The following is a 13,163-nucleotide window of genomic DNA, read 5'->3' on the forward strand; positions in this document are numbered from 1 at the left end:
GGCAACGGCACCCGAAACGGCACGCGCGGTGCAGGCCGAATGTCGGTCTTTGCGCCCACGGCGGTATTGGACACCCGTGCCAAGGTTCGCGCAGAGATATTTTTCAGCGGCGCAAAGCCCGCCACAGCCCGGCCGGCCGGTGTTGCGGACATGTTTTGCAACGGCTAGCAGACTGGCCTTTTGCTGTCGAGATATGGCGGTAGGGGCCGTTTGCGTATACTGCGCAGATGTTTTCCCCAACGGCTTTGCGTCCGCGATATGCCAAGTGGCTGATCGCAACCGGACTCTTCCTGGTGCTCAGTGGTTGTGTTGAGAAACCCAACACACTGGAGCGCGTAAAGGAGGATGGCGTGCTGCGGGTGGTTACCCGAAACAGCCCCGCCACCTACTTCCAGGATCGCAGTGGTGAGACCGGCTTCGAATACGAGCTGGTGAAGCGTTTCGCCGAGGATTTGGGGGTCGAGCTTAAAATCGAGACCGCCGACAACCTCGACGACCTGTTCGGCCAGGTGGGCAAGCCCAACGGGCCGGTCCTGGCCGCCGCGGGCCTGGTCAGCAGCGAACAGCGCAAGAAACAGGTGCGGTTTTCCCGCTCCTACCTGGAAGTCACCCCCCAAATCATCTACCGCAACGGCCAGTCACGCCCCACCGACGCGGCCGCCCTGGCGGGCAAGAAAATCATGGTGCTCAAGGGCAGCAGCCATGCCGAACAACTGGCGCAGTTGAAGCAGCAATACCCGGGCATCGAATACGAAGAGTCCGACGCGGTTGAGGTGGTCGACCTGCTGCGCATGGTGGACGAGGGCCAGATCGACCTGACGCTGGTGGACTCCAACGAAGTGGCGATGAACCAGGTGTACTTCCCCAACGTGCGTGTCGCCTTCGACCTTGGCGACGTCCGCAGCCAAAGCTGGGCGGTGGGCCCCGGCGAAGACACTAGCCTGCTCAACGAAATCAACGCCTATCTGGACAAGGTGCAGAAAAACGGCACGCTGCAGCGGCTCAAGGACCGCTACTACGGGCACGTCGACGTCCTCGGCTACATGGGCGCAACGACCTTCGCCCAGCATTTGCAGCAACGGTTGCCCAAATACGAGCAACACTTCAAGGCTTACGCCAAGAAAGAGAAAGTCGATTGGCGCCTGCTGGCTGCCATTGGCTACCAGGAATCGCTCTGGCAACCAACGGTCACGTCCAAGACCGGCGTGCGCGGCCTGATGATGCTGACCCAGAACACCGCCCAGGCCATGGGCGTGTCCAACCGCCTGGATCCGAAACAAAGCATCATGGGCGGCGCCAAGTACCTGGCCTACATGAAGGAACAGCTGGACGAGAGCATCGAGGAGCCGGACCGTACCTGGTTCGCCCTTGCCGCCTATAACGTGGGCAGCGGCCACCTGGACGACGCCCGCAAACTGGCGGCCAAGGAAGGGCTGAACCCGAACAAATGGCTGGACGTGAAGAAAATCCTGCCGCGCCTGTCCCAGAAACAGTGGTACAGCAAGACCCGCTACGGCTACGCCCGGGGCGGCGAACCGGTGCATTTCGTGGCGAACATCCGTCGCTACTACGACATCCTGACCTGGGTGACACAGCCGCAGCTTGAAGGCGACCAGGTGGCCGAGGGCAATCTGCATGTGCCGGGTGTGGACAAGAGCAAGCCGAGCCAGGAATCCCCGCAGCTATAAGCTGTAACCAATTTCTGATGCTGTGATGAACCTGTGGCGAGGGAGCTTGCTCCCGCTCGGTTGCGTAGCGACCGCAAAATCTAGGGGCCGCTTCGCAGCCCAGCGGGAGCCAGCACCCACGCGCCACAGGGTCAGGTGTCGCGGTAGTGATGGGTATGAGACGGGATCAGGATCTGGCAGCCGCCAGGATCAGCGCTTTCATTTCCGCCACAGCCGACTTGAACCCGACGAACAAGGCATGGGCCACCAGTGCATGGCCGATGTTCAGCTCGTTGATGCCCTTGATGGCCGCGACGGCTTCGACGTTGTGGTAGTGCAAGCCATGGCCGGCGTTGACGATCAAGCCTTGGGCCAGGCCAAAGGCGACGCCATCGGCGACCCGCTGCAGCTCATCGGCCACGTCCGTGGGGGTCTCGGCGTCGGCGTACCGGCCGGTGTGCAGTTCGATGGCGGGGGCGCCGACACGCTTGGATGCCTCGATTTGCCGTTCGTCGGCATCGATGAACAACGAGACCTCGGCACCGATCTTCGACAGGCGCTCCACCGCCAGGCTGATCCGCGATTCCTGGCCCGCTACATCGAGGCCGCCTTCGGTGGTCAGTTCCTGGCGCGTCTCCGGCACCAGGCAGATGTGCGCCGGGCGGATGCGCTCGGCGAACGCCATCATTTCCTCGGTCACGCCCATTTCGAAGTTCATGCGGGTTTGCAGTACGTCCTTGAGCAGCAGCACGTCGCGCTCCTGGATGTGGCGACGGTCTTCACGCAGGTGCACGGTGATGCCGTCGGCCCCCGCTTCTTCCGCGTCCAGTGCAGCCTTGACCGGATCCGGGTAGCGCGTACCACGGGCCTGGCGCAGGGTGGCGACATGGTCGATGTTCACGCCGAGAAGAATGCGATTGCTGGTGCTCACGAAAAGGCTCCTGAAAGGACAAATAGTCGGCCCACAGCATACGGGTTGATCAGGGCTTGCGAAACAGCTCGCGACTGACCAGTGGCCGACCACCCAGATGCACGGCCAGGGCCTGGCGCATCAGCCGCTTGGCCGCCGACAAGGCACCCGGCGCACGCCAGTCGGCGTCGGCCATGGCCAGCAGTTCGGCACCGTTGAACAGCCCTGGTTGCAGCAGGTAGACCCGCTCCAGGCCGGCGTCCACCTGCAAGCGGTACAGGCCATCAGCCGCAATGGGCTCGCCGTGCAGGTCGGTATTCAGCGCAAAGCCATAACCCAAGTCATCCAGCAGCCGCCACTCAAACGAGCGCAGCAGCGGCTCCAGTGGCCGGCCTTCGGCCAGGGCCAGCAGTGTGGCGGTGTAGTGGTCGAAGACCGCCGGGTGGGGATCTTCGGCGGGCAACAGGCGGATCAGCAGTTCATTGAGGTACAAACCACTGAACAATGCCTCACCGTTGAGCCAGGCCGCGACACCGTTGCTTTCCATGCGCCCGACATTCTTCAGCTCGCCCCTGCCGCGGAACTCGACTTCCAGCGGCACGAACGGCCGCGCCAGCGTCCCGGCCTTGCCCCGTGCTCCGCGCAATACCGCCCGTAGCCGTCCTTGGGGCGTGAGGAAGTCCACCAGGGCGCTGCTTTCGCGGTAGGCACGGCTGTGGAGGACGTAGGCGGGTTGGGCGGTGGGTTGGTTGGCGGACATGGAAATCGTAGTTCTCAATGAGTAAACGCAGTTTTACTGACAACCACAAACCACTGTGGGAGCGAGCTTGCTCGCGATGAGGGACTGATATTCAACAGGGATGTTGACTGACAGACCGCTATCGCGAGCAAGCTCGCTCCCACAGTGGAATTCATGCGCTCAAGTAAACGATTACAGGTCGCCGTAACCCAACGAACGCAACGCCCGCTCGTCGTCGGACCAGCCACCCTTCACCTTGACCCACAGGTTGAGCATGATCTTGGAGTCGAACAGCAGCTCCATGTCCTTGCGCGCCTCGGTGCCGATGCGTTTGATGCGCTCGCCCTTGTCGCCAATGATGATTTTCTTCTGGCCGTCACGTTCGACGAGGATCAACGCATGAATATGCAGGGTCTTCCCCTGTTGCTTGAACTCTTCGATCTCGACGGTGATCTGGTACGGCAGCTCGGCGCCCATCTGGCGCATGATTTTCTCGCGCACCAGCTCGGCGGCGAGGAAACGGCTGCTGCGGTCGGTGATCTGGTCTTCAGGGAAGAAATGATCGTTTTCCGGCAGGTGTTCGGCAATCACCCGCTCCAGCGCATCGAGGTTATGGCCGTGCTGGGCAGAGATCGGGATGATCTGGGCGTTCGGCAACTGTTCCTGCAACCAGGTCAGGTGCGGCATCAGCTCAGCCTTGTCTTCGATACGGTCGGTCTTGTTCAGCGCCACGATCAAGGGGCCAGTCACGTACTGGACGCGTTCGAGGACCATTTGGTCTTCTTCGGTCCACTTGGTGCGGTCGACCACGAAGATCACCACGTCGACGTCCTTCAACGCCGCCGAGGCAGTCTTGTTCATGTAGCGGTTCAAGGCTTTTTCGCCACCCTTGTGCATGCCCGGGGTGTCGACGTAGATCGCCTGCACGGCGCCTTCGGTCTTGATGCCCAGCATGTTGTGGCGGGTGGTCTGGGGCTTGCGCGAGGTGATTGCCAGCTTTTGGCCCAGGATGTGGTTCAGCAGCGTGGACTTGCCCACGTTCGGCCGACCGACAATGGCGACATAGCCGCAGCGGGTGACGGTTGTATCAGTCATTGCCATTCTCCACGCCCAGGGCAATCAGTGCTGCGGCGGCCGCTACCTGTTCGGCAATACGACGACTCACACCCTGACCCCGGCTTTTTTCATTCAATAGGACAACTTCGCATTCGACGAAGAAGGTTCGGCAATGCGGCTCACCCTGGATGTCCACCACTTCGTAGCGCGGCAGTTCGCAACTGCGCGATTGCAGGAATTCCTGCAAGCGGGTCTTCGGGTCCTTGTTGGTGTCCACCAGCGTCAGGCTGTCGATTTCGGAGGTCAGCCAGGCCAGCACGCGTTCGCGCGCCATTTCCATGCCTGAATCCAGGTAGATCGCCCCAATCAACGCTTCCAGGGCATCGGCCAGGATCGACTCGCGCCGGAAACCGCCGCTTTTCAACTCACCGGAGCCCAGGCGCAGGTAATCGCCCAAGTCGAAACCCCGGGCCAATACGGCCAGGGTCTCACCTTTTACCAGTCGCGCGCGTAAACGCGACAACTGGCCTTCGCGGGCCAGCGGGAAGCGCTCGAACAACGCCTCGCCAGCGACGAAGTTCAGGATGGCGTCACCGAGGAATTCCAGGCGTTCGTTGTTGCGCCCGGCAAAACTGCGGTGAGTGAGGGCCAGGAGCATCAGGTCCGGGTCCTTGAAGGTGTAGCCGAGCTGACGCTCGAGACGGCTTAGAGAAACGCTCACGGTTTACCCACGCTGAGTTCGTGGCTGGATTCCACCGCCACGGCGGCAAGGCGCCGTTGGCTTGGGACAATTAACGCTGTGTTCAAAAATGACGTCCTGACTATCGTTGGCTTCATGCCTCCGGGCAACCCTTGTACAGGCTCCAGAAAAGCATTCGGCGCTGTGTTCAACAGCGCCGTGGGTGATTACTTGATCAGGCCAACCCGCGAGAAATTCGGCAGGTGACTGAGTTTGGGTTCCGGCCAGCTCATCCAGACCGCGAAGGCCTTGCCGACGATGTTCCGGTCGGGGACCATGCCCAGCAGGTTCTTGGGAATGTTCGGATCATCCCAGTAACGGCTGTCGTTGGAGTTGTCGCGGTTGTCGCCCATCATGAAATAGTGCCCCGCCGGCACGGTCCAGGAACGGTCCGGCGCGGCGCGGTAGCGGCTCATTTCCTTGCGGATCAGGTGTTCGGCCTCACCGAGTTTTTCCCGGTAGAGCTCGGCACTGCCCAGCGTCCCCGGCTCGGAGCCGAGCAACTGTTCGGCCACCGATTCGCCATTGACGAACAAACGCTTGTCAGCGGTGTAGCGGATCGTGTCGCCCGGCAGGCCGACCACGCGCTTGATGTAATTGACGTTCGGGTCGCTCGGGAAGCGGAACACCATGACATCGCCGCGTTGCGGGTCACCCACCTCGATGACTTTCTTGTCGATCACCGGCAGGCGGATCCCGTAGGAAAACTTGTTCACCAGGATGAAATCGCCCACATCCAGGGTCGGCTTCATCGAGCCGGACGGGATCTGGAACGGTTCCACCAGGAACGAACGCAGCACCAGCACGATGAACAGCACCGGGAAGAACGACTTGCCGTATTCGACCAGCAGCGGTTCCTTGTTGAGCTTCTCGATCACCACACCATCAGGCTGGCTGACGCTGCCCTGATAGGAGGCGATGGCCGCCCGGCGCCGAGGCGCCAGGAACAACAGATCAAGCAACGCCAACAGACCGCAGACAAACACGGCGATAACCAGCAACAGCGGGAAATTTAGCGACATAGGACCTAACTATCCAACCTGAGCACCGCGAGGAAGGCTTCCTGTGGAATTTCCACGTTACCGACCTGCTTCATGCGTTTTTTACCGGCCTTCTGCTTTTCCAACAGCTTGCGCTTACGGCTGACGTCGCCGCCGTAGCATTTGGCCAATACGTTCTTTCTGAGCGCCTTGACGGTTGTACGCGCCACAATCTGCCCGCCAATGGCGGCCTGGATTGCCACATCGAACATCTGCCGCGGAATCAGTTCCTTCATCTTCTCGGTCAATGCACGACCTTTGTAGTGCGCGTTGTCCCGGTGCACGATCAATGCCAGGGCATCGACTTTCTCACCGTTGATCAGCACATCCAGCTTCACCAGATTAGCCGATTGGTAACGATCGAAATGATAGTCCAGCGAAGCATAGCCGCGACTGGTGGATTTGAGACGGTCGAAGAAGTCCAGCACCACTTCGTTCATCGGCAGGTCGTAGGTCACCTGGACCTGCGTGCCGAGGAACAGCATGTCGTGCTGCACGCCGCGCTTCTCGATGCACAGGGTAATGACGTTACCCAGGTGCTCCTGAGGCACAAGGATGTTGGCCCGCACGATCGGCTCGCGCATGTCTTCGATGGCCGACAGGTCCGGCAGCTTGGACGGGTTGTCGACGTAGATGGTTTCGCCGTTCTTGAGCAGCAGTTCGAAGATTACCGTCGGCGCCGTGGTGATCAGGTCCAGGTCGTACTCGCGCTCCAGGCGCTCCTGGATGATTTCCATGTGCAGCATGCCGAGGAACCCGCAACGGAAACCGAAGCCCAGGGCGTCGGAGCTTTCCGGGGTGTACTGCAGCGACGAGTCGTTCAGGGTCAGCTTTTGCAGCGCTTCGCGGAAATCCTCGAAGTCGTCGGAGCTGACCGGGAACAGGCCGGCGTAGACCTGCGGCTGGATGCGTTTGAAGCCTGGCAGCACATCGACGTCGGGGGTAGAGTTCAAGGTCAGGGTGTCGCCGACCGGCGCCCCATGGATGTCCTTGATACCGGCGATGATGAAGCCCACTTCACCGGCCTTCAGGTCGACGGTGGCGGTGTGTTTCGGGTTGAATACGCCGACGCTGTCCACCAGGTGGATCTTGCCGGTGGACTTGACCAGGATCTTGTCGCCCTTCTTCACGCGGCCATGGCGCACGCGAACCAGGGAGACCACGCCCAGGTAGTTGTCGAACCAGGAATCGATGATCAACGCTTGCAGCGGATCTTCGATATTGCCGGTTGGCGCAGGAATGGTCGTTACCAGGCGCTCGAGCACTTCATCCACGCCCAGGCCGGTCTTGGCGCTGCAGGTGACCGCGTCAGTGGCGTCGATACCAATGATTTTTTCGATTTCTTCCTTCACGCGGTCCGGATCGGCCTGGGGCAGGTCGATCTTGTTCAGCACCGGCATGACTTCCAGGCCCTGCTCGATGGCCGTGTAGCAGTTGGCAACCGACTGGGCTTCAACGCCCTGGCCAGCGTCGACCACCAGCAACGCACCTTCACAGGCCGCCAGCGACCGGCTGACTTCATAGGTGAAGTCGACGTGGCCGGGGGTATCGATGAAGTTCAGCTGATAGGTGACGCCGTCGCGGGCCTTGTAGTAGAGGGTAACGCTGTGGGCCTTGATGGTGATCCCGCGCTCACGCTCGAGGTCCATGGAGTCCAGGACCTGGGCTTCCATTTCACGCTCGGCCAGGCCGCCGCACATCTGGATGAAGCGATCAGCCAGCGTCGACTTGCCATGGTCAATGTGGGCGATGATGGAGAAATTGCGGATATGACTCAAATCACTCACGGATCAACACTCAAAAAGGCTGCAGGCATGGCCCGCCGAAAAATAGCCGGGAATTGTACCTGATACACCGCGCAAGCGTCACGTGTGGCGAGGGAGCTTGCTCCCGCTGGGCTGCGAAGCGGCCCCTCGATTATGCGCCACGGCGATGTGTCAGGCAGGCTGCAGGGGACTGCTGCGCAGTCCAGCGGGAGCAAGCTCCCTCGCCACAGAAGCTCCCCCCGCCACAAGAAAATGGGTCAACCCGCCCGACGCAACAGCCAGAGCCCGGCCAGCGCGCAGATACCGGCCGGCACCAGCACCGCAAACAGCGGCGAGAAACCGAACACCAGGCTCGACGGCCCCAGCAGATCCTGGGCGATACGGAAAGTGAAGCCCACCAGCACGCCGGTAAACACCCGTTGCCCCAGGGTCACCGAACGCAACGGGCCGAAAATGAAGGAAATCGCCATTAACACCAGGGCGGCAGTAACCAGCGGTTGCAACACCTTGACCCAAAAAGCCAGCCAATAGCGGCCGTTATTCAGGCCCTGGTCCGCCAGGTAGTGGATGTACCCCCACAAACCGGTAATCGACAGCGACTCCGGCGCCATCACCACGGTGCTGAGCAACTGCGGGCTGATCGCCACATCCCAGCGTTCCTTCGGCACGGCGACCACTTCGGTGCGCTTGTCATGGAACAGGGTGGTGGTGACATCACTCAATTGCCAATGATCCTCGGAGAAATTCGCGCGTTTGGCAAAGCTCGACGACAGCATGTGCCGCTGTTCATCAAAGCGATAGCGGGTCACGCCATAGAGGATGCCATTGGGCTGGACCGAGTTGATGTGGATGAACTCGTCGCCCTGGCGGTGCCACAGGCCGTGCTTGGCGCTTTGCGCGTCACCGCCGCCCTGGGCCAGGGAGCGGTTGGCCTGGGCGGTATTCTCGGTGGCCGGGGCGATGTATTCGCCGATCAGCAAGCCCACAAGCATCAACACCAGCATGGGCTTCATCACCGCCCAGACGATCCGACCAATGGACACGCCGGCGGCGCGCATGATGGTCAGTTCGCTGTTGCTGGCCAGGCTGCCCAGGCCGATCAGGCAGCCGATCAGCGCGGCCATCGGCAGCATGTCGTACAGACGGCGTGGCGCGGTCAGCAGCACATAGCTCGCCACGTCCATCAGGGTATAGGTATCGCTGACGTCGCTCATTTCATCGATGAAGGCAAACAAGGTCGCCAGGCCAAGGATGATCCCCAGCACCGCGAGGATCGCCATGAACACGCTGCTGCCGATGTAGCGGTCGAGTTTAACCACGGGCCACCTCCATCGCGCTGCGACGGCTGGCCATCTTCAGGCGCAGCGGCTCCCAATAGAGCAGCCCCAGGCCGATGGCCAGGAAGATGCCATGCACCCACCACAAGCCCAGCGCCGACGGGATCTTGCCCTTCTCCAGTGCGCCGCGGGCGGAAATCAGGATGGTCAGGTAAGCCATATACAGGAGAATCGCCGGCAGTAACTTGAGGAAACGGCCCTGGCGCGGGTTGACCCGCGACAGCGGGACCGCCATGAGGGTCACGATGAATACCAGCAGCGGCAGCGACAGGCGCCATTGCAGCTCGGTGCGGGCGCGAATGTCCTTGTTGCCCAGCAGACTGGCGGTCGGCATCGCGTCGCGGTCGGTGACTTCGTCGCTGACCTCGGGCTTGGGCAGCAGTACGCCATAGGTGTCGTACTTGATGGCCCGGTAATCGGCCTGCCCTGGCTTGCCGTCATAGCGATAGCCGTTTTCCAGGATCAGGTAACGGTTGCCGTCGGGGTTGATTTCCTGCCGGCCCTTCTCGGCCATCAGCACGGAAATGCCACGGTCCTTCTTGGTGTCCGCAGACACATTCTTTTGCGTGATGAAGACGCCGCCCAGGTCGACCCGGTCATCCGAGAGCTGTTCGGTGTAGGTCACCCGGGTGCCGTCGCGCAGGGCCTGGAAGCGCCCTGGCACCAGGGTGTCGAATTCGGTCATGGCGTCCTGCTGGTTGATCAGCAGTTGGAATTGGTTGGCGCCCTGGGGCGACAGGCTCAGGCTCAGCCACGCCACCACCAGCGCCACCAAGGTGGCCGGGAACAGCGTCATGCGAAACAGGCGTTGCTGGCTCATGCCGGTGGCCGACAGTACGGTCATTTCGCTGTCCAGGTACAAGCGCCCGTAGGCCAGCAAAATGCCGAGGAACAACCCCAGCGGCAGGATCAATTGCAGGAAGCCGGGCAGGCGGAACCCCATGATCAGGAATAGTGAGCCCGGATCCAGGGCGCCGGAGGCTGCCTGGGCGAGGTATTTGATGAAGCGCCCGCTCATGATGATGACCAGCAGCACGGCGCTGACGGCGCTCAGGGTCAGCAGGACTTCGCGGGACAGATAACGAAAGACGATCAAACCAGACACTCCACGATTGTCAGGCTAGGCGGCCGAACAAGAAACGTATCAAGCCGACTCATACTGCGAGCCGCCGAAAAAAGAGCCGCATTATCCTGTGATTGAAGGCGCCTGTCACTTCGCACGCTTTAACCCGCTGCTCAAAGCCGAAAAGTTAGGGGCGCCGAGGGTTGTCAGGCTCGGGCACCGGGGTTCAAACTGCGGCCTTTGTCGCCGGCAAGTTACCGGCGCTTCTTTTATATAGAAGACAGCTGTTCAGCGCGCCATTGTTTCGGCGCCTGGCCTCTTGACCATTCATTCAGGGATCCGGACATGGAACTGGTTGTAAAAAGCGTCAGCCCAGAAACGTTGAAAACCGCCACGCTGGTGGTTGCCGTCGGCGAAAACCGCCAGCTCGGCGTCGTCGCCACCCAGCTCGACAGCCTGAGCGGCGGGGCCATCAGCGCCGTGCTCAAGCGCGGCGACCTGGCCGGCAAGGTCGGCCAGAGCCTGCTGCTGCACAGCCTGCCCAACCTCAAGGCCGAGCGCGTGCTGCTGGTGGGCGTGGGCAAGGACGCCGAACTGGGCGACCGTCCGTTCCGTAAAATCATCGCCGGCGTGTTGGCCACCCTTAAAGGCCTCGGCGGCGGCGATGCCGTCCTGGCGCTGGACGAGTTGGTGGTCAAGGGTCGCGACAGCTATGGCAAGAACCGCCTGCTGGCCGAAACCCTGGTGGACGGCGAATATCAATTCGATCAGTTCAAGAGCCAGAAAGCCGAACCTCGCACCCTGAAGAAAATCACCCTGCTGACCATCAAGGCCGCCCAGGCTGAAGTCCAGCGCGCCGTGACCCACGCTACCGCGATTGCCAATGGCATGGCGTTCACCCGTGACCTGGGCAACCTGCCGCCGAACATCTGCCACCCGACCTTCATGGGCGAACAGGCCAAGGCTCTGGGCAAAGCGTTCAAGGGCCTGAAAGTCGAAGTCTTCGACGAGAAGAAGATCAAGGACCTGGGCATGGGTTCGTTCTATGCCGTGGGCCAGGGCAGCGCCCAGCCGCCACGCCTGATCGTCATGCAATACAACGGCGGCAAGAAGTCCGAGAAGCCGTACGCACTGGTCGGCAAGGGCATCACCTTCGACACTGGCGGCATCAGCCTCAAGCCGGGCGCCGGCATGGATGAAATGAAGTACGACATGGGCGGCGCCGCGAGCGTGTTCGGCACCCTGCGCGCCGTGCTCGAACTGCAACTGCCGATCAACCTGGTGTGCATCCTGGCCTGCGCCGAGAACATGCCCAGCGGCACGGCTTCGCGTCCGGGCGATATCGTCACGACCATGAGCGGCCAGACCGTGGAAATCCTCAATACCGACGCCGAAGGCCGCCTGGTGCTGTGTGACGCCCTCACCTACTCCGAACGCTTCAAGCCGCAAGCGGTGATCGACATCGCGACCCTGACCGGCGCCTGCGTCGTCGCCCTCGGCGCCCACACCTCGGGCCTGCTGGGCAATAACGACGAGCTGATCGGCCAACTGCTCAGCGCCGGCCAGCAAGCCGACGACCGCGCCTGGCAGTTGCCACTGTTCGACGAGTACCAGGAACAACTGGACAGCCCGTTCGCCGACATCGCCAACATCGGCGGCCCGAAAGCCGGGACCATCACCGCGGCCTGCTTCCTGTCGCGCTTCACCAAGAACCTGAACTGGGCTCACCTGGACATCGCCGGCACGGCCTGGACCAGCGGCGGCAAGGACAAGGGCGCCACCGGTCGTCCGGTGCCCCTGCTGACCCAGTACCTGTTGGACCGCGCCAAGGCCTGACACCAATGACCATCGTTGGCGTCGCCCTCGGGTGGCGCCAGCGACGGATCAGGAACCGCAATGACCAAAGTCGATTTTTATATCCTGCCCAGCGCCGATCCGTCGGCGCGGCTGGATTTCGCCTGCAAGCTCACCGAAAAGGCCTGGCGCATGGGACACCGCATCTACCTGCATTGCAGCGATGCCACCCAGCGCGAGGATCTGGACGCACGGCTGTGGGCGTTCAAGGGCGAGAGCTTCGTGCCCCACGGCCCGGCCGAAAGCGAACCCGAGGGCCTGATCGTGCTGGGATTGGGGGATGACTGCGGTCAGCACCAGGACCTGCTGGTCAATCTCGACCTGAAAGTACCGGCCTTTGCCCAGCGCTTCGCCCGTGTGGCGGAAGTGGTGGTGGAAGACCCGGCCATCCGACAAGCCGCGCGGGAGAGTTTCCGTTTCTACCGCGAACAGGGCTATCCTCTGCAAGACCACCGTTTACAGCGACTCTGAGCCCTACGATGGACACTCCAAAATCGCCACAAAAGCCCGCGCACCTGCTGGATGACCTTGAGTCGATCCGCCAACTGCTCGGCGACGACAACCTGCAACCACCGCTGCTGACCGACACGGTCGTGCATGAGCCTGCTCATGAGCCGGTGCATGACGAACAGATTCCCCTGTTGTTCGATCCGATCAACGGCCAGCCCGAACCCGAGCCTGCCGCCAAGGCCGAAGCCAAGGGCCCCGACGCCCTGCTGCACCTGGACCGCGAATTGCGCGCTGCCGCGCAGTTGATCATGCAAGACGTCATCGACGACTTCGCCCCGCACATCGAAACCGAGATCAAGCGCCGGCTGGATGCGCGGATGGAGCGGTTGTTGAGTCAGTACGAATAACCCAGCGCCAACGCGTTGCCCAAGTATCCCTGACCACCTACATCCCTGTGGGAGCGGGGGGGGGGGGGGGGGGGGGGGGGGGGGGGGCGGGGCCGCAGACAGACGCGCAGCACGCCGAGAGAGGACGCCCCCCCC

12 protein-coding genes are annotated in these 13,163 nt (G+C 61.9%); 4 read left to right on the forward strand and 8 right to left on the reverse strand.

From position 1 onward, the window contains the following. Nucleotides 1–227: 227 nt before the first annotated feature. Nucleotides 228–1,688: a membrane-bound lytic murein transglycosylase MltF gene (mltF, locus tag ACIPQ1_RS15195; RefSeq protein ID WP_250965763.1), complete on the forward strand. Its 1,461-nt coding sequence runs from the start codon at nt 228–230 to the stop codon at nt 1,686–1,688. Nucleotides 1,689–1,854: 166 nt separating this feature from the next. On the opposite strand, the gene pdxJ is transcribed toward mltF, so the two are convergent. The 8 genes from pdxJ to lptF form a co-directional block, all read right to left on the reverse strand. Then, nucleotides 1,855–2,598, reverse strand: coding sequence for a pyridoxine 5'-phosphate synthase (pdxJ, locus tag ACIPQ1_RS15200; RefSeq protein ID WP_446534390.1), 744 nt, complete (start codon nt 2,596–2,598; stop codon nt 1,855–1,857). Between the two features lie 49 nt (nt 2,599–2,647). Then, nucleotides 2,648–3,337 (reverse strand): DNA repair protein RecO, encoded by a 690-nt coding sequence (recO, locus tag ACIPQ1_RS15205; protein ID WP_446534391.1) that lies wholly within the window; start codon nt 3,335–3,337, stop codon nt 2,648–2,650. 171 nt (nt 3,338–3,508) lie between these two features. Continuing rightward, complete coding sequence (gene era, locus ACIPQ1_RS15210; protein ID WP_003205264.1) at nt 3,509–4,411, reverse strand: GTPase Era; 903 nt, start codon at nt 4,409–4,411, stop codon at nt 3,509–3,511. Continuing rightward, nucleotides 4,404–5,093: a ribonuclease III gene (gene rnc, locus ACIPQ1_RS15215; RefSeq protein WP_186705175.1), complete on the reverse strand. Its 690-nt coding sequence runs from the start codon at nt 5,091–5,093 to the stop codon at nt 4,404–4,406. Before rnc ends, era begins: the two co-directional genes overlap by 8 nt. Nucleotides 5,094–5,278: 185 nt before the next feature. Further along, the gene (lepB, locus tag ACIPQ1_RS15220) at nt 5,279–6,133 is read right to left on the reverse strand and encodes a signal peptidase I (protein ID WP_186705174.1); all 855 of its coding nucleotides are present in this window, start codon (nt 6,131–6,133) and stop codon (nt 5,279–5,281) included. Between the two features lie 5 nt (nt 6,134–6,138). Beyond that, complete coding sequence (lepA, locus tag ACIPQ1_RS15225) at nt 6,139–7,938, reverse strand: translation elongation factor 4 (protein ID WP_446534392.1); 1,800 nt, start codon at nt 7,936–7,938, stop codon at nt 6,139–6,141. 236 nt (nt 7,939–8,174) lie between these two features. Continuing rightward, nucleotides 8,175–9,236 carry an LPS export ABC transporter permease LptG gene (lptG, locus tag ACIPQ1_RS15230; protein WP_411385541.1) on the reverse strand — a complete coding sequence of 354 codons (1,062 nt, stop codon included), beginning with the start codon at nt 9,234–9,236 and terminating at the stop codon, nt 8,175–8,177. Further along, the gene (gene lptF / locus ACIPQ1_RS15235) at nt 9,229–10,350 is read right to left on the reverse strand and encodes an LPS export ABC transporter permease LptF (protein ID WP_446534393.1); all 1,122 of its coding nucleotides are present in this window, start codon (nt 10,348–10,350) and stop codon (nt 9,229–9,231) included. The genes lptG and lptF overlap by 8 nt, the downstream gene beginning before the upstream one ends. 312 nt (nt 10,351–10,662) lie before the next feature. On the opposite strand from lptF, the gene ACIPQ1_RS15240 reads away from it, so the two are divergent. The 3 genes from ACIPQ1_RS15240 to ACIPQ1_RS15250 are packed head-to-tail and all read left to right on the forward strand — an operon-like array spanning nt 10,663 to nt 13,028. Continuing rightward, on the forward strand, nt 10,663–12,153 hold the full coding sequence (locus ACIPQ1_RS15240) for a leucyl aminopeptidase (RefSeq protein WP_446534394.1): 1,491 nt from the start codon (nt 10,663–10,665) through the stop codon (nt 12,151–12,153). 60 nt (nt 12,154–12,213) lie between these two features. Continuing rightward, a complete protein-coding gene (locus tag ACIPQ1_RS15245) occupies nt 12,214–12,642 on the forward strand; it encodes a DNA polymerase III subunit chi (protein ID WP_250965815.1) in 429 nt (142 codons plus the stop codon). A gap of 8 nt (nt 12,643–12,650) precedes the next feature. Next, nucleotides 12,651–13,028: a DNA polymerase III subunit chi gene (locus ACIPQ1_RS15250; protein ID WP_186705169.1), complete on the forward strand. Its 378-nt coding sequence runs from the start codon at nt 12,651–12,653 to the stop codon at nt 13,026–13,028. Nucleotides 13,029–13,163 lie beyond the last annotated feature (135 nt).

This window comes from Pseudomonas sp. LARHCG127 (assembly GCF_052871455.1).

Bases quoted from the DNA above. Each gene is read 5' to 3' on its own strand.
- mltF (WP_250965763.1), top strand. From the start codon at position 228: ATGTTTTCCCCAACGGCTTTGCGTCCGCGATATGCCAAGTGGCTGATC.
- recO (WP_446534391.1), bottom strand. From the start codon at position 3,337: ATGTCCGCCAACCAACCCACCGCCCAACCCGCCTACGTCCTCCACAGC.
- era (WP_003205264.1), bottom strand. From the start codon at position 4,411: ATGACTGATACAACCGTCACCCGCTGCGGCTATGTCGCCATTGTCGGT.
- lepB (WP_186705174.1), bottom strand. From the start codon at position 6,133: ATGTCGCTAAATTTCCCGCTGTTGCTGGTTATCGCCGTGTTTGTCTGC.
- ACIPQ1_RS15240 (WP_446534394.1), top strand. From the start codon at position 10,663: ATGGAACTGGTTGTAAAAAGCGTCAGCCCAGAAACGTTGAAAACCGCC.
- ACIPQ1_RS15245 (WP_250965815.1), top strand. From the start codon at position 12,214: ATGACCAAAGTCGATTTTTATATCCTGCCCAGCGCCGATCCGTCGGCG.
- ACIPQ1_RS15250 (WP_186705169.1), top strand. From the start codon at position 12,651: ATGGACACTCCAAAATCGCCACAAAAGCCCGCGCACCTGCTGGATGAC.